Genomic DNA, 24,031 nt, shown 5'->3' with positions numbered 1-24,031 from the left:
GCGAGGCGCACGGCGATCGATTTGCCGATGCCGGCGGCGCCGCCGGTGATGAGGGCGTTCCTGCTTTCCAGCCTTTTCATTGTCGCCGCCTCCGCTCCATCCATCGTCGTCTCCGCCGGTTCCCATAATCGGCCCAGCGCTAGGGCTGGATGACGACCTTGATGGCCCCGGACTGCGCCTTCGCGCGAGCGGTCTCGAAGGCGCGCGGGGTTTCATCCAACGGAAAGACATGGGTGATCATCGGCCCGCCGCGAATCTGCCCCGCAGCCATCATCTCGATGACCTCGGGGAACTCATCATAGGCGAAGTTGGCCGCTACGCGCAGACCGCGCTCGCCGGCGATACAACTCATGGGCAGCTTCGCGTCCCTCAGTTCCACGGCGAGCATGACGGCAGTGCCGCCGCGGCGGAGCAGGCACAGGGACTGTGCGATCGTCGCGTCGGCGCCGACCGTGTCAAAGCTGGTCGCCGCGCCGAGGCCGTCGGTGGCACGCGTGACTGCCGCTGCGACGTCGCTCTCTCGCGCGTTGAGGACGAGGTCTGCCCCGAGTTCTCCCGCCAAGGCGAGCGGCTTGTCCGCGACATCAATGGCGACCACGGGGCCGGCGCCCAGCGCCTTGGCGACCTGTACGATAAGCAGGCCGATGCTCCCGCAGCCGGTGACGGCCACCGGCTCGCCGGATTGAACGCCGCCGACGTGAACCGCGTGGAGCGCCACTCCGGCGCCGTCGAGCAGCGTGGCGTCCTCGAACGAGATGCTATCCGGGAGCGTGTACGCATTCTCGGCCCAGATGGGGCACAGCTCGGCCATCCCGCCTGGGTTGAGGTCGAGTTCCGCCCAACCGGCCGCGTGGCCGAGATGGGAGGTGTTCTCGCACAGGTTGTGAAAGCCGCGGCGGCAGTAGTAGCACGTGTCATCGCCGCGGAAGGCCATCATGACGACGCGCTCGCCGATGCGATGTGCCATTGCGGGATCGCCGACGGCGACGATTTCGCCGGCGACCTCATGGCCCGGAACCATGCGCGGCGGATTGGGCTTGCGCACGCCCAGGGTGTGCTGGGCCCAGGGGTTCTCGCCCGCCATGTAGCGCAGGTCGCTGCCGCAGATGCCGCACGCGCGCACGCGCACCATGACGTGGTCGGGGGCCAGAGGCGGCTCGGGGACATCTCTAACGGTTATCGCGCCGTCGCTCAACACCGCTGTCTTCATCGAATTCTCCTCGACCCATATCTACTGCGCCGGGAGCGGTAAGGCCTGTTGCGAGTTCAAGCCACGGTGTTAGTGCATGGTCGGGCGAAGGCACGCGCTGCCCCGGCGGGGCGACACGCGTGCATGCGCCGAAGCGGCGTGTCGTGCGCAGCGAGTCATCCGAGAATCAAGTCGGCGGCGCGGACCCGGCGAGCAATGTCAATGTCATAGGCACACTTCGCGGCGCATTCCCCGCAGTCATCGCACGCGGCGCCCCGCTGGCCCGGGGGCATCGAACGATACATGCCGCGCGCAAACTCGCCGTAGCCAGCTTGCACGTAGTAGTAATCGAAGACGCGCATCACCTCGAACACGTTGACGCCGCGCGGGCAGGGCGGGCATTCCCCGCACAACACGCACACGTCCCCTTGGCGTGACACGAGGTGCCGTTGTAGGGATGCGCTGTCAGCCTTGCTCGGCGGGCCGCCCGGTGCCGAGAGAAGGGCGTCGATGCGCTCGAACGTCGGCATGCCCTTGCACAGCGTCGTGACGCTCACATCCGCAAGCACCTCCCTGACGACGGTCTGCATTTGCGCCACCGCCGCGGGACGTATGCCGGTCATCGTCTTCATCGCGACTACCCCGAGGCTCTTCTTCTGAGCCGCGTCGAGGACGGGGCGCAGCGCGGCGCGCGCCTTTTGCGCCGGGACATAGGACGGCATGAGCACATCCCAGAAGCCCGCCTGCACGGCGGCTTGCAGGGCGGGTGCAACATTGGCGTGAGTCGTGATACCGATGAACCTCGCCCGCTTGCGTCGTTTGACCTGTTCGAAGAACTCGAGGTGCGTGCGATCGCGGGCCGCATCGGGCGTGTTGAGGGGAAAGAACAGGATATCCACGTGGTCCACCTTCAGCATCTCGAGGGCGCGACCGAGGTAGTCCCAGTCCGCGCGGCCTGCTCGCTCGTACTTTAGTCCCAAGAACACTTGGTCGCGCCGCCCGGCGACGGCTTCCGCCACTTGATCGAGCGTGCCGTATCCCATTGCGCAGTGTATGAGGTTGATGCCCTTGTCGAGGCCGGCGCGCAAGACGTCCGCATTGACCGCGATGCCACCCATGCTGAGCACGCTGACCTCGATCCCCGTGCGGCCGAGGATCCGCTTCGCCGGCGGCGAAGCAGCGCCGGTCTCCTTACGCTCGGACTGCGACGCGCCCGGCGGGGGCGCCGCCGCCTGTTTGCGGACGCAACCCGCCACGATCGCACCCACGCCGCAGGCCGCCGCTCCCGCAACTCCCAGGAACCCGCGCCGCGTCATCTGCTTGCGCCGCGCGCTATCGTCTGCATTGATCTGGTTGCACATCGCTTCCTGCTCCCCGTGCCGCCGCGCCTATTGACGACTGCGACGGCAACTGAGGACTCGTCTTCCCACGCCGGGACAGGTAGTCCTGTCATCATCTCAACCCATATGAGTTCGCACCCGCAGGGAGCGGTCCGGCTGCTGGGGAACACAACCTAAGCCGCTTGGGGAAAGGACTGGCACATGGCCGCACGTTCGCTGACAAGAGCGATGCTGGGGGTGGCGATGGCTGTGCTTCTGCTACTGCTCGCCGGATGCGCCAAGCGCCATTCGCCCCGGCCGTCGGCTAGCAAGCCGCCCGGCCCGACTACCGCGCCGGAATCACTCCGGCAAGCCGCCGCAGCCCTGCGTGAAGCGGGCCCGGCCGCCGATCTCGGCGAGCCGGCGGAGGTGCGGACCTACCCGCCGGAAGGCATGTATGAAGCGATTGACGGCGAGGCGGATCTGTTCCTGTCCTACGACTGCCAGGGCCTGGTCGTCGCCCGTTACGAAGTGGGTGACGCGACGATTGACGCGGAGGTCTTCGACCAGGACAAGCCGATCAACGCCTTCGGCGTGTACAGCCAGGTGCGCGGACACGGCCGCGCGGCCGTGGAAATAGGCGCTGCAGGCGTCAATGTTGCGGACGAAGCGATCCTGTACTGGCAGTCGCGCTGCTTCGTCCGCGTGAGCGGCACGAGCGCGGAGCGCCCGTCGAGCGATGCCCTGATCGGTCTCGCACAGGATATCGCCGTCGGACTCAAGGGGTCGTCCGAGCTCCCGGCGTGGACGGCAGCGATGCAACTGCCCGGATTCCACAGGACGGCGTTGCAGTATGTGGCGCGCAACGTCCTCGGGCACGGGTTTCTCACCAACGCCATGATCGCCGAATACAGTTTCCGCGGGAGCACTTGGACGTTAATGTTGGTACGCGCCGACAACGAGGCACGAGCGCGCGAGCAGTGGGAGCAGCTCAAGGGTTTCTATCGCGGTCGCCCGGACAACCAACTGGGCGGAGCAGCGTTCCGCGAGTACGCCTTCGTCGGCACGGACTCGATGGGACGGGGAATCCGGTGCGTTCGCACCTGGCGCTACGTCGTTCTCATCGTTGGCGAGCAAGGCACCGCTCCATCCACGCGCTTGCTCAGCGTGGCCCTGGATCGGGTCAACGAAGTGCAGGACTAGCGCTGCGTCCTCTGACAAGCCGTCCGCACCGGCCCCGTGATCGCCGGAAGCGCCGACTTCAATCAAGCCGCACCCGCGGATCTGCTCGCCGCGCTGGGGCCGGCCGCTTTCCAACACATCCTCAGCTCAGCGCGTCTCGACTTACGACCGAGAGGCGAATCTCGTTGGTGTTGTTCGGGCGGGCCACTTCGGCGTAGACGTAGAGGCGGTCGCCGACCGGCAGCCAGTGGGAATAACGCCAGGTATGGTAGTCACCGGGGGTGGTGCTCTTCAGCAGCGGCTCGTGCGGGGTGAGGTCAATCAGATCAGCGAGATCCGGCGAGTACGCCAGGCCCGTCGCGATGTTGTACGCCGGATCGCGCCAGGTGACGTGCGAGCCTTCGTAAACGAAGGCGTAACCAATGGTCATCGGCACGACGCTCGCCGGGCGGGTGTAGTAGTTGTGCCAGCCCACGTTCTCCATTACCGGCCCTTGCGCGGCGGCGCGCCACGCATCCCCGTCATCGCTCGTGAAATGGAAGACGCGCTCGACACGGTCGAAGCCGATGACGAACATGTGCCACTGCCCGGCCTCCCACAGCACGACGGGGTCTTTGTACCCCGCCATGTTGACGAACCGGTCGTTGGGATCCGCGGCGAGCGTTACCTTCCACGAGCGTGCATCGAATCGCGCGGGGTCGTCGGCGTCATCGAATCTCAGGATCGCCCATCCGTCCTCCAGTCCCGCGCAGCCATAGAGCCGGTACTTACCGGTGCGCGGATCCCGCACCAGCGACGGGCGCTCGAACCCCGGCACGCCGGCATCCTCGCGCAGGATGCGATTGATCGGCTCGAAGCTGCGGCCGTCGGCGCTCTTGAGTATGCGGATCTCATACCCGCGCTTCCCACGCGGTGATCGTCCTTCGCGCATCCGAGCGGCCATGTAGAAGGTGCCGTCATCCGCCACCACGACCGACGGGGCGCCCGCCCACCACTCGGGCGTGTCCTCGTCGGGCTCGAGGACGACCTCGTACCGCGCCATTGCCGCAGCTATGTTACTCAGTTTCATGGAGCATCCCTGAGCGGATTACTTACGCGACGCCACCGAGTGCCTCAAAGCCGCCGACGATATCGAGCAGTTCCTCGGTGATCGAATCCTGGCGTTGAAGATGATATCTCCGGTTGAGTTCATGCAGCCGGTCCTCGATGTTCTTCTCCGCGGCTTGCATTGCGGCCACACGGCTCTGGTTCTCGCTGGCCAGGGACTCGACGACTGCGCGGTACACCGACACCAGCAGGTACTGCCGTATCAGCGCGGAGAACAGCCGGTTCCACTCGACGCGAAACGCCGGCAGCGTCCGGCCCGGCCACGGCTTGCGCGCCAACTCTTGCAGCCACCGCGGATTAACGGGCAAGATCTGGACGCTGTGAGGACGGTAAGTGGTAGAGGAGATCGGCCGGTTGTAGAACAGCACGACACGGTCGAGGCCCAGCTCGGAATGCCACTCGTCTATCCTCAGCAGGATATCCTGAGCCGTGGGCGTGATGCCGGCGACAGACACCGGGACCGGGAAGACGTCATCCACTGGCTGCCCCGCGTCCTCCAGGGGCCCGAGCAGACGGGTGCCGACAGCCAGCGCCGCGCGGTCTTGGCGCCCGACGCCGAAGCCGTTCATCTCGTCGAGCGCGTAATGCGCGAGCTGCTCGTTGAACTGCCCGACCATGCCCTGATCCGAGCCGATGATGACTGCGCCCAGCCGGCGGTCCTTGGGAGGCTCGGATAGCCTGCTGCCCTCGGGCCGGCTGCGCAGCGCGACGTGCAAGCCCATTTCGACGGCGCGGTAGTACTCGGCCAGCGAGGTCACCGCCTCGCGGAAGTGTTGGATGTTCACCGCCGCGAGGGCCTTCATCGTCTTCACAACGGATCGCAGATCCTTCGCGCTGTCAATCTTACGCCGCAGGGCCTCAAGTGTTTCCATTCCCAGGTCCACCGAAGCGCAACTGCACGACTTCGCGCATCACGGCGAGCAACGTTTCGTAATCCTCGTCGCTGAGCTTCTCGCCTTGCTCGATCCGCTTCGACACGGCCGGCGTCCGCTCCCGAACCGCCGCACGCACCGCCTCTTCCGCCGCGCGCGTCCGCTCCACCGAAAGGTCGTCAAAGAGCCCCTCGGTCACGGCCATGAGCACCGCCATTTGCTCCGCCGGCGGCAGCGGTGCATACTGCGGCTGTTTCAACGCCTCGCGCACGCGTCGGCCGCGCTCCAGGGTGCTGCGCGTATCTTCGTCGAGCCGCGTGCCGAAGCGCGAGAACGCCTCCAGTTCCTCGAATTGGGTGTAAGCAAGACGGAGCTCGCCGGCGACGCGTTGGTAGGCGGGAAGCTGCGCCTTGCCTCCGACCCGCGACACCGACCTGCCGACATCCACCGCTGGGAGTATTCCCTTATGAAAGAGGTCGGGCGCGACATAGATCTGCCCGTCGGTGATCGAGATCAGATTCGTCGGGATATACGCCGACATGTTCTGCGCCTCCGTCTCGACGATCGGCAGCGCAGTCAGCGCCCCGCCGCCGCGTTCCGGCCGCAGGCGGGTCGCGCGTTCCAGGAGGCGGGAATGGATGTAGAAGATGTCGCCGGGATAGGCTTCCCGCCCCGGCGGACGCCTGAGGAGAAGAGAGAGTTCCCGGTAGGCACGAGCGTGACGCGTCAGGTCGTCGTACACGATCAGCACGTCACGGCCACGGGCCATGAAGTACTCCGCGATGGTCGTCGCCGCGTAGGGGGCGACGTATTGCAGCCCCGGCGGGTGTTCGCCCGGAGCGACCATGATGACGGAGTACGCCAACGCGGCGTGCTCCCGCAGGTCGGCGACGACCTTGGCCACGGACGAGCTGCGCTGCCCGATGGCGCAGTAGACGCAAAGCACGTCGCGGTCCCGTTGATTGATGATGGTGTCCAGCGCTATCGCGGTCTTGCCGGTCTGGCGGTCGCCGAGGATAAGTTCGCGCTGGCCGCAGCCGATGGGGATCAACGCGTCTATTGCCTTGATGCCGGTCTGCAGGGGCGTGCTGACGGGAGCGCGGTCCATGATGGCGGGGGCGGGCTGCTCGACGGGCCGCCGCTCCAGCGTGCGCACGGGGCCTTTATCGTCGAGCGGCTGGCCGGTCGCGTTGATGATCCGCCCCAGCAGGGCTTCGCCCACCGGTACGTCGAGCAGTCTGCCCGTGCGCTGTACCTCGCACCCGGCCTCGACACGCTCGCTTTCGCCCAGGAGCACGACGCCGACTTCGTCGGGGTCGAGATTGAAGGCCAGTCCGAGGAGATCGCCCGGGAAGCGTATCAACTCATCGGCCTGCACCCCCGGCAAGCCGCGCACGCGGGCGATGCTTTTCGCGACGTATGTCGCGGTGCCCGTCTCGCGAACTCGCAGGTCGGGCGTGTGGGCCGCTCTGACACGATCCAGGACTCGGAACGTATCCTCGACCACCCTGTTCAGCGTGTTCCGGTCACTCGCCACCGGCGCCCTCCGCTTCCTGAGCGAGAACCTGCGACAGCCGTGCCTGGAGCGCATCCAAGTAGCCGGCGACGTTCCACGAGATCTTGCGGCCGCCTGACTTCAACTCGATGCCGCAGATCAAGTCCCGCGCAATCTGGAACTGCACGTCGCCGTCGCTGACAAGCCGCTCGCGAATCGCGCGGGCGATCTTGTCGCGACTGTCCGCGGAGATATCGAACGCGCTCGTGACGACGACGCGATTCCCCGACTCGGCGATGGCAGCGGTGAGCTCCCGGCGGTCGGCGTCGGCGAGATGCTCGATTTGCCCGAGGAACACTTCAATCATGTGCTCCTGCAATTCCCGATTGGCCAGGTCCTTGAGCGTGCGAGCTGCGACCGCGCATACTTCATCGCCTGCCCGAGTGCGGTGTTCCTCGAGGAACGACGCCTGCTCGCGCGCAATCGCCTCGCGCCACGTGGCCTGGGTCTGCTCCACTTCCCCGCGCGCTCTTGCCATCAACTGCTGACGGTGCTCCTCGGCTCGTGTCTCTGCCTCGTCGAGCAATTGCTGTGTCTGGTTGTCCAACTCGCGGCGCTGCTCGCGATAGGAGCGAGTCTGGTCTTCCGCCTCCTGCTCGCGCGCTTCGGCATCCTTGACGCGCGCGGCGATCCTCTCCTCCCGCTCGTCCATCGCCCGGATGATCGGGCGGTACAGGAACCGCATCAGCAGCCCGACGAGGATCAGGAAGTTTATGATTTGCGCGACCAGCGTGAACCAGTCAATCTGCATGGAGCGGCCTCATCTGCGGGTCGCCGGTTGATATCACGGACATGCCGACCCGCCAAGCTGCTGCGTCGACGCTCTATCGTCCGCTCGCCACGAAGTGATTCCAGAACGGGTTGGCGAAAATCAGAATCATCGCGACGACGAAGCAGTAGATCGCGGTGGACTCGATCATCGCCAGGCCGACGAACAGCGTCCGCGTAATCGTGTTCGCTTCGTCGGGCTGCTGGGCGATGGAGCTGAGGGCGCCGGTGACCGCGCGGCCCTCTGCCAGCGCGGGCCCGATCGAGCCGATCGCCATCGTCAATCCCGACACGACGATGGATACCATTGCGGTGATCTCGGGACCGTTCATACTACGCGTCTCCTTCTGCGGGCGCTTGGCTTGGCTCAACGCGCTCTTCGCGCACGCGTGTTGCGGAAGCTATGTAGACCATCGCGAGAACCGCGAATATATACGCTTGAACCAGCCCGGTCAGCAAGCCGAGGGCATGCATGACGATGGGGAAGAACAGCGGGGTCAGTGCGAGCAAGATGCCGACGATCATCGTCCCGCTCATGATGTTGCCGAACAGCCGGACCGCCAGCGCGAGGGTGCGCGATACCTCGCCGATGATGTTAAAGGGCAGCATGAAGACGCTCGGGCGGACGTATTGGCGCAGGTACCCGCCCAGGCCCTGCTGCGAGATGCCGTAGGCCGGCACCGCGATGAAAACACACAGCGCCAATGCCGCAGTCGTGGACAGAGACCCCGTCGGCGGCGAGTACCCGGGCACGATGTTGAGGATGTTCGACACCGCGATGAACAGGAACAGCGTGCCCACGAACGGCAAGTAACGACCCGCCTCCTGTTGACTGATTTCGCGGATTTGCGCCCGCATGCCGGTGACCAGCACTTCGAGGAGATTCTGGCCGCGCGACATGTCGGGGCCGGACGCCAGCCTGCGCGTGACGAGCCACGACCCGATGACCAGAAAGGCCATGACGACCCACGTGAACACGATGGTCGCATTCAGCGTCACCGGCCCGCTGCGCCAGAACACTATGCTGTCAGGGGTTAGCTCCATGTCCTCGGGTCACCGTCCGCACCGGACGGGAGCGCGTTTGCGTGTGGGCGAAGGCGCCGCGCGATGACGGCGCGCGCGCACACGAATCCGAACAGAGCCAATACGAGGCGCTCCCAGTGGCCGGCGCCGACCAGATAGAAGCCGGCGAGCACGACCGCGACACGGATGAAGAGACTGCCGAGCGTGAGCAGCGCGGGCCGCCGCGCATCCGGCAGATGTCGCACCGTAAGCCACAGCGCCGCGAAGTAGAACGAGCCGAGCGCGAAGCCGGCGAGAGAGGCGAAGACGAGCGCGGGCACGTTACTCATCCCGCTCTTCCTCCTCGCCCCGTTTCTCAATCACGCTGCGCTCACGATTCACCCAATACCACGCATTGAGGCAGCCCAGGGCAATCCCGACGAAGAGGAGCATCAGCGTCCACGAGTACTGGCTTGGCCATCTGCCGTCAATCCACACGCCGATCGCCACCGCGATCAGAGTCGGCATCGCCACCGACCAACCCACGACGCCGAACATGCCCAACCCGAACCACACGCTTCGTTCCTTCTCGCGCCGGGCGCGCGCCTTGCGCGCGGCCTTGACGGCGACTTGTTCGCACAGCTCCTCCCTGCTGTCTCTGCCGTCGGACTCGCGACGATCAGTCATTCCAGGCCTCTCCGAGCTCCATGAATCGCCGCACGATGTTCGACTCGATCCGCGCGAGGGCGGTGCGCGTCAGACGTTCGCGGTCCGCCAAGTCGCGGAACCGGCCTGCCACCGTCTCCCGCAGCTGCCCCAGGTCTGCGCCGCGCGCGGCGTTGCTCGTGGAAACCATGACCTCCGCGCCGCGCTTGACCAGAATGCCGACATCCACCGCCACGAATTCCTCGCGCCCGTCGTCGCTCGCCACGTACGAGAGCAGACCGGGCACGAGCGGCGCAACGAAATCAACGTGGCGCGGCAACAGGCAGAACGAGCCGTTCTCGGCCTCGGCGACGATCTTGTCTGCGTCCTCGTCAACCAGGATCTCCGTCGGCAGCAGAATCTTGAGCCTCATCGCTTCTCTGCCTCGTCAACGCTTCCGATCATGTACAGCGAACTCTCGGGCTCATCGGCGAATTCGTCGTTGAGTATTCGCTCGCAGCCGTCGAGCGCCTCATCGAGGCTGACCATGCGCCCTTCGCGGCCGGTGAACTGCTCGGTCGTGAAGAAGGGCTGCGTCAGGAATCGCTCCAGCCGCCGCGCCCGGTTGACGACTTGGCGGTCGCCCCGCGACAGTTCCTCGAGCCCGAGCATGGCGATAATGTCCTTGAGTTCCTCGTAATTGGCCAGCGTTCCGCGAACTTCCTGAGCGACGCGGTAGTGCCGTTCGCCCGCGACGTGGGGCGTCAACAGGCTGGAGCCGGATTCGAGCGGATCTATCGCCGGGTAGAGCCCCTCGGCGGCCCGTTTTCGCGAGAGCACGACGGAGGCGGACAAGTGCGAGAAGGCGTGGACTGCGGCCGGGTCGGTGAAATCATCCGCCGGGACGTACACGGCCTGGATCGAGGTGATGGCCCCGGTCGCGGTGTTGGAGATGCGTTCCTCGAGTTCCGCGAGTTCCGTGCCCAGGGTCGGCTGATACCCGACGCGCGACGGAATCTGCCCCATGAGGCCGGACACTTCCTGCCCCGCCTGGATGAAACGGAAGATGTTGTCTATCAGCAGCAGGACGTCTTGCCTGGCGTCATCGCGGAAGTATTCGGCCATGGCGAGAGCGGCGTGCCCGACGCGGAACCTCGCTCCCGGCGGCTCGTTCATCTGGCCGAAGACGAGGACCGTGTTCCGCAGAACGCCCGATTCCCGTAACTCGCGAAAAACCTCCTCGCCCTCGCGCGACCGTTCGCCGATGCCACAGAAGATGCTGACGCCCTCGTGCCGGCCCACCATGTTGTGGATCATCTCCATGATGAGCACCGTTTTGCCAACGCCGGCGCCCCCAAACAGTCCGGCTTTGCCGCCGCGCTCCAGCGGCGCCAGCAGGTCTATAGCCTTGATGCCGGTCTCGAAGGTTTCGGTCCTGGTGACCTGACGCGCGAGGGGCACGGGCGGTTGGTGGATCGGCCGCCACTCTCCGCCGTCCAGGCTTTCCTGTCCATCAATCACCTCGCCGAAGACATTGAGCATTCTGCCGAGCAAGCGGTTGCCGACAGGCACCGTGAGCGGCTGACCGCTGTTGATTACCGTGCAGCCCCGGGACAAGCCCTGGGTGGAGGTCAGCGCTATTCCTCGAACGGTCTCGGAATCGAGATGGTTGATGACTTCGATGACGACGTCGGTGCCGTCCCCCGTCGTAAGCCGGCTGTGGCGCGCGGGGATACGACCGGGGAAACGAGCGTCCACGACGCTCCCGCGGACGCGGACGACCGTGCCATGGGATGTGTCAGGAGGGCTGATTTCGCTCATTGTCGGGTTCCGCGGCGGGCGAAGAAGCGGCCATCTCGCTTGCCGGCCGACAAAAGGATTTTCCTGCGTCGCCTCGGGCCTCAGGCATAGACTTTGTCCAGGGGCACTGCGGGTTCCTGCACAGCGCGGTTACATTCCGTCTTCGGCAACAGCGGCGCCGCCGCGCCGCGAGAGAGCATGTCTTCCTGAAGTGCCGAGGTTTTGTCTGTTGCGTATTGCGGTATCATAGCGGCATCTCGCCCTGCTTGTGCTCGCGATCGGCAGGCCGCTGGAGGCCGGCGCGCAATTGCGTGGCCGCGCCCGCGAGCGCCGCGGCATGCGGCGCTGGCACAGCAGGTGTCAACTGACAGGATGTGGCGACCGTGAGCGATTCGAGCATCACCGACAAGGACCGGGAAATGGCCCAGCGCTGTGTGGCATGCACGTTGTGCGCGAGCGCGCGGCGCAAGCAGCGCGGGTTCGCCTTCTGGTTCGTGAAGCTGATCGAGGGGGGCCTGTGCCCGTACTGCAAGGCGTACGAGCGGGTGTACGGGCGCAAGGCGCACGAGCCGATGCCCGAGCAATCGGACTGAGCCGGCCCGCCAACTCACGTTAGTGACGGCGGACGCGCGTCCGCCCCGCTGAGTTCGCGCGTTCCCGGTGCCGGCGCTCGTGACTACGCATGACGGGATGGCGCGCGCCACGCGCAGGCCGCGAGCTGCGCATGCGGCACTGCTCTAGCGATCCGCGTGGGCCGGATCCGGTATGTCGCGGTAGGTTCTTGCCAACTCGACGGCGGCGTCCGTCGTGGTGAACTTCCTGGCGTCCGTGCCAAGCCGCGCGATGTACTGCAGCTGGTCGGGCCGCAGCCGGCTCAGCGCCCACGCCTGCGCCAACACGACCTTGTACGCCTTGTCGCGCATTTCCTGAGTCGAAGTCGCGGTCTCGTACTGCGCCACCGCTCGCTGCTGCGCGGTCATCGTCGCGGGCAACACATCCGCGAAGAACGCGGTCACCTTACGGTTATGCTCGGCAATCGCGGCGTTGACGGCATCGGGCGTTGATGCGTCGAACACCTCTTCCGGCGGGGCCTGGGCGTGCACTTATAAAGAGTCTCGGGTATCACCGGAGCACCGGTAATACCCGCCGACTCTTCCGGACGAGGTCCGTTCGGGAGGAGCGCTGCCATCCCTTGCGTCCTCCCCTAATGCACGAACCTCGGTAGAGTCCCGCGGCCTGCTTGCCCCGCGTGGAAACCATTTCCATCCAATCACCCCTTTTCCCTCGCCGACAGCTGCGTTGTGCCGTGACGCCGAACAGCGAACCGTCGCGGCGATCAACCAGGCTGAGCATCGCGGAGCTGCGGCAGGATGTCTCGCGAGTCGCGGTTAAGAGCAGGGCAGCACCGGGCGCCGTGGTAGAGAACGAACCGCGGGAGGGAGCACCGAGATGGCGACTGAAGATGGGCGGTTTCCCGTGCGGCCGGTAACCAGGGGACCTCATCACCACTTCTTCGGGTACTACGACAAGCCGCCGTGGGATGCGGCGGGGCAATGCATGTTGGCGCTGCAGGTCCCTTTCGGCGATCGTCAGCCGCAACCGGATGACGCCGCGACAGTCGGGGTGGTTGACCTGGGCGAGGATTGCGCCTTCCGTCCCTTGGCGGAGACGCGAGCGTGGAACTGGCAGCAAGGGACGATGCTCCAGTGGGTGCCGAGCGCGCCCAACCGACTGATTGCGTTCAATGACCGGCAAGGGGACACGTTCGTCGGCGTGCTGCTCGAAGCGCACACCGGTGAGCGCCGCGTCCTGCCTCGGCCCATCTACGCCCTCAGCCGCGACGGATTGCGCGCACTGAGCGTCAATTTCGCGCGCCTCAACGACCTGCGCCCGGGTTACGGATACGCCGGGCCGCCCGATCCGTGGCGGGAGGATCCGCATCCCGATGACGACGGGATCTACATCATGGATCTGGCGACCGGGGACCGCCGGCTCATCATGTCCCTCGACCAGATCGCGGCGAGCGGGCGCGATGAGACGATGGCGGGGCGGCGCCATTGGTTCAACCATCTGCTCTTCAACACCGATGACAGCCGCTTCATCTTCCTGCACCGATGGCAGCGCGAGGACGGGGGGCGCTACACCCGGATGTTCACGGCGCGGCCGGACGGATCGGAGGTCTGCTGCGTCTCGGATCACGAGATGGTGTCGCATTTCGACTGGCGGGATGAGCGGCACATTCTAGCGTGGGCGCGGCGGCGAGACGTCGGCGATCGGTACTTCCTGTTCACCGATTGCACCGACCGATTAGATGTCGTCGCCGAGGGAGTGCTCACCACGGACGGTCACTGCTCGTACTCGCCCGACCGCCGTTGGATACTGACCGACACGTATCCGGACCGCGAGCGGATGCGCACGTTGATCCTGTACGAAGCAGAGACCGGCCGGCGAGTGGACATCGGCAGACTCTACTCGCCGCCGGAACTGGACGGGCCGGTCCGCTGCGACCTGCATCCGCGCTGGAGCCGCGACGGACGGCAGGTGTGCATTGACTCGGCGCACGAGGGCACGCGGCAAATGTACGTGATCGACGTGAGCGGCGTCGTCGGATAGCCTCAGCAGGGCAGGGACACGGCAACGATTGCCATTCGCGATCGGCCGCACTCGAAGCAAACCAGCGAGGGCATGGAAGCCATGGAAAACACACCGAACATACTCCTGTTCACGACGGATCAGCATCGCGGGGACTACATCGGGTTGGCGGGGCATCCGGTCGTGGAGACACCGAACCTGGATGCGTTCATCCAGCGCGGCGCGTATTTCCCCAACGCGTATTCCGAGATCCCATCCACGACGGGCGCGCGCAGGTGCCTGCACGGCGGGCAGGGGAGCTACGCATGCGGGCTGATCGGATACGCCGGTGTCGAGTGGCACGAGCGTAACACGCTGGCACAGGTGCTCGCGGATGCGGGCTATCATTGCATGAGCGTCGGCTTTCGCAACATGCACCCGCGACGGAAGCTGTACGGTTTCCACACGGCGATCCCGCATGACTTGTCGGAAGAGGCCGACGACTATGCCGAGTGGCTGCGGCGCGAGCTGGGGCCGTGGGCGACGGAGCGCGGCCACGGATGTGACGCGAACGGCTGGCTGGCGCGGCCGTGGCACCTCGAGGAGCGCTATCATCCCACGACCTGGACGACCGATGTCGTGCTCGAGCAACTCAGGAAGCGCGACCCGACCAAGCCGTTCTTCTTGTGGTGCTCGCACCTGCGGCCGCACTCGCCGTACGATCCGCCGCGGTTCTTCTGGGAAATGTACATCGAGCGCGAGTTCCCGCCGATCCCGATCGGCGATTGGGCGGCGAAACACGATGTCGCCGCACCACCGGAGCGCGCGGCATGGCGCGGCAAGCTCACGCCCGAGCAGAACCAACGTATGCGCGCGGCCTATGCCGGCGTGATTACACACATTGACTACGAACTCGGGCGACTGTTGGAGACGGTGCAGCGCTACATCGGCGGCGAGATGGCGCAGAACACGCTCATCATCTTCACCTCGGACCACGGCGACATGATGGGCGACCACAACCTGCATCGCAAGACCTACGCGTACGAAGGATCGGCGCGCGTCCCGTTCGTCATCCGCTACCCGCAGGGCATGGACTTGCCAGCGGGCAGATTCGAGCACGTCGTCGGGCTGCAGGATGTGATGCCCACGATACTGGAGGCGGTGGGCGTGCCGATCCCGGGGTCGGTGACCGGGATGAGCGTGTTCCGGGCGATCCGCGGCGGGGCGTGGCGGGAGTTCCTGCACGGTGAGCACTCACCGTGCTATTCCGTTGAAGAGGCGATGCAGTACCTGACGGACGGCAAGGAGAAGTACCTGTGGGTTCCCGCGACGGGGGAAGAGCAGTTCTTCGACCTGAGCAAAGACCGGCGGGAATTGCACGATCTGTCCCGCAGCGGCGCGCACCGCGAGCGCGTGGCCATGTGGCGGGAACGCCTGATCCGCCTGCTGGGGGAACGCGGGGACGGTTTCTCCGACGGCAAGCGCCTGATTCGACGCACGGAGCGGTGGAGCCCGGTGGTGGGCGAGGAACAATAGCGGGCGCCTGATTGGGGCAGCGGAACGAGTACGGCAAGATGAGCCGCGAAGCGGGCCCTATTCTTTCTCCTTTACGTTCCCGTAGACGCGAACGGTCACGGTGCGCTGACGCTCCGAGTTCGTCTCGATGGTGACCTGTCCGGTGAGTCGCCCCGCGGGCAGGCCGGGGCCGAGGGTGACCTCGATCTCGTAGGTGCCGTCCGGGCGCTGCTGCGGCTCGCCGAGGTGAATCTCAGGGCGACTCGGCGAGAGTTTCGTGATCCGCAACTCTTTCCCGTCGGGTCGCTTGACGACGATCGAGTACTTGCGGCTCTCGTCCGGTGTCACGTCGCGGACATAGATCGTGGCCGGTGACACTTCGACCTCGACCATGACGTAGCCGATGAGGGCGAGCGTAACGCGCGGTTGCTCGGGATCGTTCGTTTCGACATATATTGATTTGCGCTGATCCCCCTTGTAGCTCGTGGTACGGAAGGTTGCCTTGACCCTCCCCTCTCCGCCGGGCGCCACTTGCTTCTCCGTCACCAAAGCCCCGGTGCATCCACAACTGGTTCTGACTTGCTCAATCACAAGCGGGGCGTCGCCCACGTTGCGAAAGACGAATTCGTGCTCGACCGCATCCCCGATCGTCACCGTGCCGAAGTCGTGATCGGTGCTCTCGAACGCGATGCGGGGCGCCGCTCCGCCGGAAGGTGAAGCAGGAACGTCGGCGCCTGACGATGACGGGGTCACAGGCGGCGCTGCCTCGTCAGGTGCCGGCGCCGATTCGGACGGACGTCCGGCGGGCGGCCTGGCGGCTGCTGTTGCCGCCGGGGCCCGGGGGCTCGGGCGAACGGGCTTCTTCGCCGCCGCGGCGCCAGAGACCACCGGCTTGGGCGCGACGGCTGCACCACCGAGCTTCGTCTCCGTCGGCCTCGGAGCGACAGGAAGCGGTGCGGGCGCTCTGGCTGCGGCCGATGCGCCCGTGTCCGCCGCCGAGGGCATCGGCTTGCCGGCTGTCCGCTGCGCGGTGTGCCGCCGCGCGCCGTCGGTTTCCGCCTTCGGCCCCCCGGTCCACCCCAGCACGTAGCCGATGGCGAATGCCGCACCGATCAGGGTAACCTGCAACAGGATGACACGCGATTTCATCACGGTTGACGACCCATCGTGCGTTCGACACCCGCCGCCATCCGGCTCGGGGATGAAAGCGACGGCGGCCGAGATCCACACGCATATTCGCCTGTCTGTCGCTCCGCACCTTCGCCGCATGAGCCCTGCGCAGAACATCCGCGAGTCAGCACCCAAACGGCTGCGAGGATCTCTGGGCGGCGTGCGGGTCGGCGCCGTCCGTGGACGCGCGACCGAGCGCGCGCCTTCGCGACGACGACCTGACGGTCAAACGGAACCGGCGTCACGGCGCGATGTGGACGACGCGGAACGACAGCGGCCCGAGGGAAGCGCGCAGGGCGCCGTCGTCCCACGGCAGCGGCTCGCCGGACAGCACATCTCGCGCGGTCGCGCGCTCAGGCAAGCGCAGAGCAACAGTGTCGAGCGCAATCCTGGCGGAAGCTTCTTCCTGCGCCAAGTTGGAGATGACGAGCATCGCGCCGAGCGGGCCGCGATTGTAGATGCTGGCCTTGCACGTCGCGGGTTGCACCCTCGCCACGTCCTGGTTTGACCAGTACGGCAACCACTCGGCGTCGCGGCGGCCGAAGTCTTCCATTTCGCGCCACAGCGCGGATTCCATTTCGAGCGATCCGCCCAGGCTGCCGCGCACGAGCACGTCGTGGAGCAGCGTAAAGGCCATCGCCTGAGGATAGGTGTAGGGGCGATTGTAGCACAAGAACTCGGCGGGCACGCCCCACTGATGTCCCATGAATTCCGCGCGGAACGCGTCGAGCGGGAGCAGATCGAACACCTCGATGCCGGACTCGATGGCGCCGAATTGCTCGCCGTCCCAATACGATGTCGCGAATGCGAGAGTCGGGATCGTCATGCAGGTGGACTGGTGGACGTTGACCAAGCCATCGGGCCTGCGGCCCTTCACGACGTTGTAGATGCGCTTCATCGTCCGGCGCACGTCGAAGATCCGGTACGTTTTGCGCGGCGAGCCGTCGGGCCCGCGGTAGCCACAGCCGTGATGCAGGTTGGCGCAGTCGAAGGGATTGGCGGTGCCGTCGAGATAGACCCCGTCAATGCCGTACTCGTCCATGATCCGCGCGATGCCCGATACCAGGAAGTCCTGCCAATGGCTGCCGTAGCAGACGATGCAAGCCGTCTGCTCGGGCTGGCGCGTGTAGCCGCCCGCGCGCGGGTACACGAGGCACTCGTCGGAGTAGTAGGGATACTCCGGTGCGATGTTGGACATCTCGTAGCCGAAGTAGAGCAGCAACCGAATGCCGCGCTCGTGGCATGCCTTGACCAGCCTGTGGAGCGCCTCACCGTGGGTGGTCGCCGGATAGTCCTGGATGTCGGTCCAATGCTCGTGAAAGACGATGGTGCGCACGCCGAGTTCGGCGAGGCGATCGAGGTACGTCAGCTCGCGCCCCGGCTCCTGGAACAGGCGCACGCCGCGGCCGAACCTGGCGGGAACGAAGGCGGCGCCGACTGTCACCGTGCCGCCTTCACCGGCGGACTTCTCCGGGGCCGTGCGCAGGTAGCCATCGGGCGTGAAGGCGTCATCGAAGTGGTCGAGGAGCAGCGTGTGATCGTCGGCGGCGAGCGGGGCCGTGAGGTCGAACTCCGAGCGCGCGATATCAGAGATGCGCATTTCGTCCACTATGAAGTGCGAGCGATCGGCTCCCAGCCTGATCTCCGCGCCCTTGAGATCGCGCGCAACGGTGCCCCGGTAATCTGCGGTGCGCAGCACCCGGCCGTCAGCGTAGATGCGGGCCTCTTCGCCCCACGTCACCGCAACGTGGTGAGGTTCGCCCATCTTCCATGCACAGGGGGCGCCGAGGATAACGGGGTATTGCGTGCCGTCCTTCAAGTAGAACCGCATGCCGCGATCGTCGATGTTCCAGTAGAACCCGATGAGCGCGTCGTCCGGCAGGCGGACCGTAAACAGGTCCTGGTTGAAAGCACCGCGGTTGACGTCCTGCGGCACGGTCGGGTCGGGATCAAACATCGGCACGACCCACATCTCCGCGGTGCCTTGGTCGAGACGGATGTTGCCCTGCGCGGGGTAAGTGACGGGCGTGGGCACGGCGTAGGGTAGTGATTCGAGGCCGTAGCGGCCGTGATGGCAGATGCGAAAGTCCCAGACGTCCTCAGTCACTTCTTTGACCGGCGTCGCCTGGAACCCGAAGCTGTAGCTCAGCGCCCCGTCGAGCCGTCGCGGCGACGCGATCACGTTGAGTCGCAGGATTACCGCGTCGCCCTCGCGCCTGATCTCGATGGCCTGCTCGTTGTCGAGGGGAAACCAGTGCTCGTCGGTTTCCGCAAACCAGCAGAAACCGCGTTCCTCGTCGCCGAGCCAGACCACGGGCTTGAATGAGTGCCGCCACCCCTCCGGCGGCAGGGCGCCCGCGTTGTATGCGCTGCCCCAGCGTCCGGGATAGTGGTAGAGATATTTGGCGTACTCGGCCTTCAGAGGGATGCTGAGCGCGAGGTGCTCGATGGTGGTGCCAGCGGGCGCCGCGACCGTGAAATCGGTGCGGATCATGCCGTCGAATTCGACCGTGATGTCTGCCTCAGTGCGGAACGGCCCCGCCGCGGCCTGCGCACGCAGAACGGCGCGGGCCGGCGACAGCTCGACCAGCTCAGCCCGTGGCCCGGTCAGGATTCCCTCGCCGCCCGACCATCGGACTCGGGCTACGATCGGCGCCGTGGCGAGAAGCGCGGCGTCCTGAGACACGGCAGATGTCAGGAACGGGCCGCCGTCGAAGCGGTACTCACGTCCCCAGACGTTGACCGTTGACGATTCGGCCTGCACTGCGGGCCAGCCGACGGGTAGGTCCGGCGCCAACCCTTCTGACGAACCGAGCCAGTACGCAGGCGGCGGCATGTCGAACGGCGCCTCATGCCGCGCGACTACCTTGCGGTCGTCGTCTTCGGCGACCACGGCAAGCGTGTAGTCGCCTGGGGGCAGCCCGGCGATCGACAGTGACGTGCGGGCATCCTCCGAGGCTTCGTCCAGCGGCGCCTCGGCAGCGCGCTCGGTCGTCCCGTCCCGGAGCAGCGAGACCATGAAGCGCGCGGGCTTGAGCGCGCGTTCGGTCAGCACGGCGGCGTTGCACTTCACTTCGACAACGCCCTCGACAGGATAGGTCTTCCATGAAACGTACTCAGGGATGTCAACTGGAATCACAGCTCTTGCCACCACCTCTGAACCAGCGATGAACCGATACGAGAATACGTATTCGCCAGGCGTCGGCGACCCGTCGGCATCCGGCACCTCGCCGTCGAGCACGACCAGCGACTCCGCACCCAGGCGCTGTTCCTTGGAATAGAGCGCCGCGTCCGTCCCTGCCGGGCGGACATCCACAGTTAGCACGACTCCGTCCTTCGTCTCGCCGATCACTCCACCACGCACGGCCCACCGGCCGGCCCACAGCGGGCCGAGCGACACCAGGCGTACCGGTGTCACGTTCGTTCCGAGAATCAGATGACCGAAGCGCTGCGGCTCGTGAAAGGTTTCCTTGAGCGGAGACCACGTGCCATGCTGCTCCGTCGGCGTGACGCGGTCCCAACACAGGTTGAAGCCGAGCGGCCTACCCCGCGGCGGCTCGGGAAAGCCAAGGTCGGACCAGGGGATTGCCAACTCGAACGTCCATTCATCGTCAGCGATGTATGCCGCACAGCGCAGGTCGCAGTCCCACGAGGCATCCTTGCGATGACTGTCCCACACTACGCCGCGGGAGTTGACCATGAACTGGTAGTAATCGCTGTGCGAGTGGGAGGGGTCGAGGAAGATCTCAACCGCATCATCCTGCCACACGGGGCCATCGCGTTCCATCACGGTGACCTGCGGCCGCACGCCGGCTGCCAGCGGCAGGCGCCCCGCGACGTAGAGGCGCGCCGCGTCGTAGGCGATGAGAAACAGCGGCTGGTAACGCGCGACAGCTCCGGTGCGGAGCATGAGCACGCCCGTCGTGGACGCGGTCGGCCATTCGTCGTCCGCGACAACGCCGTCAATTGCGGGGGGAGTGGCAAGCGGCGCAGCGGTCAGCAGCGGGTAGGTCTGGTCGTCAACATCACCGGCACGCGCGAGCGCGGGGCAGAACGTCACGAGGAGGGCTGTGAAACCAAGAACGGCCAGAGATGGGAGCCTGCACGTATTCAATTCGCCACCTCGTCGTGCGGTGTGTTGAACGGCCCGGTGCAGCGCCGCGAAGCGTCGGTTGAGTGGTTCGCTCAATCCCCGGCGCTGACCTGCATCGGACGGCCGACGGGCGCCTCGAGCGAGCGCACGCCCGTCGCCCCAGCATCCTCGATTGGCAGGCTTGGCGGGCGTGCCCGCCGAATCGCGCAGGCAAGTTGCCGCGCGCCGGCACGCGGCGTCCGGCGCAGCGGAAAGTCGGGGAAGGGTTGCTGAGCGATGCGCGTTGTCGGTGCGATGCCTGCCTTCATATCGGTGCTGTTGCTGAGTCACACGGCCTTTTGCTCACGGCACCCGGCCGCCGTGCAGGTTGCCGCGCTCGATCGCTCGGAGAATGTCGTCGGAGCCGCACCGCTCACCGACGCCACCTCCGAGTCGGTAAGCGACGACCGCTCGCTGTTTGGGTTTGCCGGGCACAATCCGGGGATCGAGACATCCCGCCGCTTCTACGACATCGGCATACGCTGGCTGCGCGCCGACATGGGCTGGCACCACCTGGAGCCGGAGCCGGGCGAGTTCGACTTCGACGGCATGGACCGGGTGATCGAGGCGAACCTTGCCGCCGGGCTGAATGTCCTCGGCCTCATCGGCTATTCCCCGGGCTGGGCGAGCAAAAGCGACGAGGGCAACCGGGGCTCAGAAGTTGACGAGCACGCCTGGCGGCGGTTCGTCGCGACCACCGTGAATCGCTACCGGGACCGTATTCGCTACTGGGAGATCTGGAACGAGCCCAACATTCCGCCGTTCTGGCGGCCGATGGGCGACCCGGCGGGCTACGCGCGCCTGCTACGGGCCGCGTATGAAGAGATCAAGCGAATAGACCCGGCGCTGCACGTCGTCTTCGGCGGAACGGCGCGCCCCGACGTGACATTCATTGCAGAGGTCTGCGCGCAGATCCGCGGCCGTCGCTTCGACATCCTCGCCTATCATCCCTATTCCTTTCAGCCCGAGGCGCAGATGCGCCAGGACGCCGAGCGCATGCGGCAGGCGCTCGCACAGTACGGGCGGCGGGACACGCCCGTCTGGCTCACCGAGGATGCCTCGGGGGCGGACTTCCTGCTGCGCAATCACGTCATGGCGATCGCCGCGGACGTGGATAAGCTCTTCACCTACGACGACACCTTCCACGCCGGGAATGCGCCGGACATAGACAAGGCGTACCACACGGCCTCGACGCAACTCGGGCGCGCGTGTTACATCGGGGCGCTGGAGACGCTGGAGGGCGTCGAGATCCACGTGCTGGCCGATGACACCGGCCCGTTTCTCGTGGCTTGGAGCGTCGTTGGTGAGACGTCCCGCGCAGTGGCTGCCCTCGGGGATTCATTGCGCATGATCGCATGGGACGGCACGCGGTCCGCTCTGGCCGTCCGCGGGGGGCGCGCGCGGTGTCCTTTGACCAAGGCGGCGTCGGTGTTCCGCGGCGAGTTTCCGCAGGAAGTCGTGCTGCGCGCCGCGTTGAGTCTGCAGACGCTGCCGGTCAAGCCCCTGCAGCCGGATGCCTATGACCGGGCTCTGCGCGGGACGATTCGCTTACCGCAGGACGTATCGGTAGAGTCGGTCAGCCTGCGCGCGGTGCTGCCCACGGGCTGGACAGCGACCCCCGAGTATGTGAGTCTGTCGCCGACGGCGCACAGCGCGACGCCCGTTGAGTTTATCATCCACGCTCCACCCGATGCGCGAACCGGCGTCTATCCGCTGCTCGTCCGCGCTCTGTGGCGCACTGCTGCGGGGCCGGTGTCGGCGGTTGCCCGAGCGAGCGCCTGGATCGAGCCCACGGTCAAGTGGACGTACTTCATCGGCCAGGAGATTCAAAGCTCGCCGGCTCTCGCGCAACTCGACAGCGACCCGGAGCCCGAGATTCTCCTCGGCGCCAACGACCGAATGCTGCACGCGATTGACGGTAGCGGCGCCCGGCTCTGGGCACTCGATGTCGGCGCGCGCCAGACCGCCACGTTGGCCTGTGCGGATCTTGACCAGGACGGTAAGGACGAGACGGTCGTGCCGCAGAACGACCACGAGATCAGCCTGGTTGACGACGACGGCTCGGTGATCTGGACGCGGGAGCTTGGATCAGGCGTGCAGTGGGGCGGCGCGGTGATCGCGGACCTCGATGGCGACGGGCGGCATGAGGCCCTGACCGGCACCGCCGGAGGCGAGGTGTACTGCTTCGACGGCGCCTCGGGGGAGCCGAAGTGGCGCTACGACTGCGGCGGGCCGATCGAGGCGCCGATCGCCGTCGGCGACGCTGACCAAGCCGCCGGCCTGGAGACCGTCGCGCCGGCGGGCGAAGCCGGGCTGGTATGCCTGCGCGGAGACGGCACGCCGGCGTGGGTCTTCCGGGACGGATCGAACTTCTACTGCGGGCCGCTCATACTGGACGTGGACTCCGACGGCGAAGCGGAAGTCGTGTGCGGATCGGGGGATGACATCCGCGGCGTGCACTGCATATCCGGACGTACGGGAGAACGCGAGTGGCTGGCTCGCACACCCGAATCGGTGGACGCCGCGCTGGCAGCCGCGGACGTTGACGGGGACGGCATGACGGACGTCGTCTTTGCGGATGTGGGCGGATGGACATTTGCGCTGTCCGGCGAGCGCGGGGCACAAGACACGATCTTCTCGCTCGACGGAACCGGCCAGGAGAAATGGCGGTATCGGTGCGGCGGCGGCGTTGACTCCGCGCCGTGTATCGCTGACGTGACCGGTGACGGGCGGCTCGACGTGCTGCTCGGGAGCGGCGACCGCTCGCTTTACTGTCTCGACCGCCAGGGTAAGCTTCAGTGGCAGTTCCGGACCGATATGAAGATCAGCGTGTCCCCGGCTGTGGCTGATGTGGACGGCGACGGGATACTCGAGATCCTCGTCGCCTCGCGGGATGGAAAGGTCTACTGCTTGAGTACGGCTGGCCGCGGCCCGGTCGCGTGGCCGACCAAACGCGGTTCGCCCGCATCGAGCGGCGCGATCGCGCGCCCGCCGCGGTGACATGAGCGCCGCCCCGCGTCGCCGGTGGTTCCGCTCCGCGAACAGGCCGTTGCTTCCCTATCAGAAGTCTGCGCGAGCAGGCGCTACGAACTTGCCGGTTGCTGCCGATTCGTCCGCCGCGACACAGGCGGCCAGCGATGCGAAGGCATCTCGGCCGGTTATGGCTGCGGGGGCTCCTTCCAGTGCTGACCTCAGGAACGCCTT

The 24,031-nt window shown here is 66.3% G+C and carries 20 protein-coding genes; 5 read left to right on the top strand and 15 right to left on the bottom strand.

The window, feature by feature from the left end; translation table 11 throughout:
- Positions 1 to 139 precede the first annotated feature (139 nt).
- Both JSV65_19975 and JSV65_19970 read right to left on the bottom strand, forming a co-directional pair.
- Positions 140 to 1,210 carry an alcohol dehydrogenase catalytic domain-containing protein gene (locus JSV65_19975; protein ID UCH34763.1) on the bottom strand — a complete coding sequence of 357 codons (1,071 nt, stop codon included), beginning with the start codon at positions 1,208 to 1,210 and terminating at the stop codon, positions 140 to 142.
- A 155-nt stretch (positions 1,211 to 1,365) separates the two neighbouring features.
- Positions 1,366 to 2,550: an aldo/keto reductase gene (locus JSV65_19970; GenBank protein UCH34762.1), complete on the bottom strand. Its 1,185-nt coding sequence runs from the start codon at positions 2,548 to 2,550 to the stop codon at positions 1,366 to 1,368.
- 180 nt (positions 2,551 to 2,730) lie between these two features.
- On the opposite strand from JSV65_19970, the gene JSV65_19965 reads away from it, so the two are divergent.
- Positions 2,731 to 3,711 (top strand): hypothetical protein, encoded by a 981-nt coding sequence (locus tag JSV65_19965; protein UCH34761.1) that lies wholly within the window; start codon positions 2,731 to 2,733, stop codon positions 3,709 to 3,711.
- 121 nt (positions 3,712 to 3,832) lie between these two features.
- Here JSV65_19965 and JSV65_19960 read toward each other — a convergent pair whose 3' ends face one another.
- From JSV65_19960 to JSV65_19915, 10 genes are all read right to left on the bottom strand, one after another.
- The gene (locus JSV65_19960; GenBank protein UCH34760.1) at positions 3,833 to 4,759 is read right to left on the bottom strand and encodes a hypothetical protein; all 927 of its coding nucleotides are present in this window, start codon (positions 4,757 to 4,759) and stop codon (positions 3,833 to 3,835) included.
- Between the two features lie 22 nt (positions 4,760 to 4,781).
- Complete coding sequence (locus JSV65_19955; GenBank protein ID UCH34759.1) at positions 4,782 to 5,669, bottom strand: F0F1 ATP synthase subunit gamma; 888 nt, start codon at positions 5,667 to 5,669, stop codon at positions 4,782 to 4,784.
- A complete protein-coding gene (locus JSV65_19950) occupies positions 5,656 to 7,260 on the bottom strand; it encodes an alternate F1F0 ATPase, F1 subunit alpha (protein UCH34758.1) in 1,605 nt (534 codons plus the stop codon). The genes JSV65_19955 and JSV65_19950 overlap by 14 nt, the downstream gene beginning before the upstream one ends.
- Positions 7,196 to 7,975, bottom strand: a complete 780-nt coding sequence (locus JSV65_19945; GenBank protein ID UCH34757.1) for a F0F1 ATP synthase subunit delta — start codon at positions 7,973 to 7,975, stop codon at positions 7,196 to 7,198. Before JSV65_19945 ends, JSV65_19950 begins: the two co-directional genes overlap by 65 nt.
- 73 nt (positions 7,976 to 8,048) lie before the next feature.
- Positions 8,049 to 8,324 carry a F0F1 ATP synthase subunit C gene (locus JSV65_19940; GenBank protein ID UCH34756.1) on the bottom strand — a complete coding sequence of 92 codons (276 nt, stop codon included), beginning with the start codon at positions 8,322 to 8,324 and terminating at the stop codon, positions 8,049 to 8,051.
- 1 nt (position 8,325) lies between these two features.
- The gene (locus JSV65_19935; protein UCH34755.1) at positions 8,326 to 9,036 is read right to left on the bottom strand and encodes a F0F1 ATP synthase subunit A; all 711 of its coding nucleotides are present in this window, start codon (positions 9,034 to 9,036) and stop codon (positions 8,326 to 8,328) included.
- Complete coding sequence (locus JSV65_19930; protein UCH34754.1) at positions 9,027 to 9,344, bottom strand: ATP synthase subunit I; 318 nt, start codon at positions 9,342 to 9,344, stop codon at positions 9,027 to 9,029. Before JSV65_19930 ends, JSV65_19935 begins: the two co-directional genes overlap by 10 nt.
- A complete protein-coding gene (locus JSV65_19925) occupies positions 9,337 to 9,681 on the bottom strand; it encodes an AtpZ/AtpI family protein (protein UCH34753.1) in 345 nt (114 codons plus the stop codon). Before JSV65_19925 ends, JSV65_19930 begins: the two co-directional genes overlap by 8 nt.
- Positions 9,674 to 10,072: a F0F1 ATP synthase subunit epsilon gene (locus JSV65_19920; protein ID UCH34752.1), complete on the bottom strand. Its 399-nt coding sequence runs from the start codon at positions 10,070 to 10,072 to the stop codon at positions 9,674 to 9,676. The genes JSV65_19925 and JSV65_19920 overlap by 8 nt, the downstream gene beginning before the upstream one ends.
- On the bottom strand, positions 10,069 to 11,460 hold the full coding sequence (locus tag JSV65_19915; GenBank protein ID UCH34751.1) for a F0F1 ATP synthase subunit beta: 1,392 nt from the start codon (positions 11,458 to 11,460) through the stop codon (positions 10,069 to 10,071). Before JSV65_19915 ends, JSV65_19920 begins: the two co-directional genes overlap by 4 nt.
- A 362-nt stretch (positions 11,461 to 11,822) precedes the next feature.
- Between JSV65_19915 and JSV65_19910 the strand changes: the two genes are divergently transcribed.
- The gene (locus tag JSV65_19910; GenBank protein ID UCH34750.1) at positions 11,823 to 12,032 is read left to right on the top strand and encodes a hypothetical protein; all 210 of its coding nucleotides are present in this window, start codon (positions 11,823 to 11,825) and stop codon (positions 12,030 to 12,032) included.
- Between the two features lie 144 nt (positions 12,033 to 12,176).
- Here JSV65_19910 and JSV65_19905 read toward each other — a convergent pair whose 3' ends face one another.
- Positions 12,177 to 12,542, bottom strand: a complete 366-nt coding sequence (locus JSV65_19905) for a hypothetical protein (GenBank protein UCH34749.1) — start codon at positions 12,540 to 12,542, stop codon at positions 12,177 to 12,179.
- 346 nt (positions 12,543 to 12,888) lie between these two features.
- Here JSV65_19905 and JSV65_19900 point away from each other — a divergent pair, with 346 nt between their 5' ends.
- Both JSV65_19900 and JSV65_19895 read left to right on the top strand, forming a co-directional pair.
- Positions 12,889 to 14,052, top strand: coding sequence for a hypothetical protein (locus JSV65_19900; GenBank protein UCH34748.1), 1,164 nt, complete (start codon positions 12,889 to 12,891; stop codon positions 14,050 to 14,052).
- Between the two features lie 81 nt (positions 14,053 to 14,133).
- On the top strand, positions 14,134 to 15,546 hold the full coding sequence (locus tag JSV65_19895; GenBank protein ID UCH34747.1) for an arylsulfatase: 1,413 nt from the start codon (positions 14,134 to 14,136) through the stop codon (positions 15,544 to 15,546).
- Between the two features lie 57 nt (positions 15,547 to 15,603).
- On the opposite strand, the gene JSV65_19890 is transcribed toward JSV65_19895, so the two are convergent.
- Entirely contained in the window at positions 15,604 to 16,677 is a 1,074-nt protein-coding gene (locus tag JSV65_19890) for a DUF1573 domain-containing protein (GenBank protein UCH34746.1), read from the bottom strand.
- Between the two features lie 259 nt (positions 16,678 to 16,936).
- Positions 16,937 to 20,755, bottom strand: a complete 3,819-nt coding sequence (locus JSV65_19885) for a hypothetical protein (protein UCH34745.1) — start codon at positions 20,753 to 20,755, stop codon at positions 16,937 to 16,939.
- A gap of 309 nt (positions 20,756 to 21,064) precedes the next feature.
- Here JSV65_19885 and JSV65_19880 point away from each other — a divergent pair, with 309 nt between their 5' ends.
- Positions 21,065 to 23,827 carry a PQQ-binding-like beta-propeller repeat protein gene (locus tag JSV65_19880; GenBank protein ID UCH34744.1) on the top strand — a complete coding sequence of 921 codons (2,763 nt, stop codon included), beginning with the start codon at positions 21,065 to 21,067 and terminating at the stop codon, positions 23,825 to 23,827.
- Positions 23,828 to 24,031 lie beyond the last annotated feature (204 nt).

Source organism: Armatimonadota bacterium (genome assembly GCA_020354555.1).
Lineage (GTDB): Bacteria > Armatimonadota > Hebobacteria.
The sequence above is the reverse complement of the archived record's forward strand: the minus strand, read 5'-3'. Positions and strand labels throughout refer to the sequence as shown.

Coding starts and splice junctions, on each gene's coding strand:
- JSV65_19880 (UCH34744.1), top strand. CDS start 21,065: ATGCGCGTTGTCGGTGCGATGCCTGCCTTCATATCGGTGCTGTTGCTG.
- JSV65_19920 (UCH34752.1), bottom strand. CDS start 10,072: ATGAGGCTCAAGATTCTGCTGCCGACGGAGATCCTGGTTGACGAGGAC.
- JSV65_19975 (UCH34763.1), bottom strand. CDS start 1,210: ATGAAGACAGCGGTGTTGAGCGACGGCGCGATAACCGTTAGAGATGTC.
- JSV65_19970 (UCH34762.1), bottom strand. CDS start 2,550: ATGTGCAACCAGATCAATGCAGACGATAGCGCGCGGCGCAAGCAGATG.
- JSV65_19925 (UCH34753.1), bottom strand. CDS start 9,681: ATGACTGATCGTCGCGAGTCCGACGGCAGAGACAGCAGGGAGGAGCTG.
- JSV65_19930 (UCH34754.1), bottom strand. CDS start 9,344: ATGAGTAACGTGCCCGCGCTCGTCTTCGCCTCTCTCGCCGGCTTCGCG.
- JSV65_19955 (UCH34759.1), bottom strand. CDS start 5,669: ATGGAAACACTTGAGGCCCTGCGGCGTAAGATTGACAGCGCGAAGGAT.
- JSV65_19895 (UCH34747.1), top strand. CDS start 14,134: ATGGAAAACACACCGAACATACTCCTGTTCACGACGGATCAGCATCGC.
- JSV65_19950 (UCH34758.1), bottom strand. CDS start 7,260: ATGCGCTCCAGGCACGGCTGTCGCAGGTTCTCGCTCAGGAAGCGGAGG.
- JSV65_19965 (UCH34761.1), top strand. CDS start 2,731: ATGGCCGCACGTTCGCTGACAAGAGCGATGCTGGGGGTGGCGATGGCT.
- JSV65_19915 (UCH34751.1), bottom strand. CDS start 11,460: ATGAGCGAAATCAGCCCTCCTGACACATCCCATGGCACGGTCGTCCGC.
- JSV65_19945 (UCH34757.1), bottom strand. CDS start 7,975: ATGCAGATTGACTGGTTCACGCTGGTCGCGCAAATCATAAACTTCCTG.
- JSV65_19935 (UCH34755.1), bottom strand. CDS start 9,036: ATGGAGCTAACCCCTGACAGCATAGTGTTCTGGCGCAGCGGGCCGGTG.
- JSV65_19960 (UCH34760.1), bottom strand. CDS start 4,759: ATGAAACTGAGTAACATAGCTGCGGCAATGGCGCGGTACGAGGTCGTC.
- JSV65_19940 (UCH34756.1), bottom strand. CDS start 8,324: ATGAACGGTCCCGAGATCACCGCAATGGTATCCATCGTCGTGTCGGGA.
- JSV65_19900 (UCH34748.1), top strand. CDS start 12,889: ATGGCGACTGAAGATGGGCGGTTTCCCGTGCGGCCGGTAACCAGGGGA.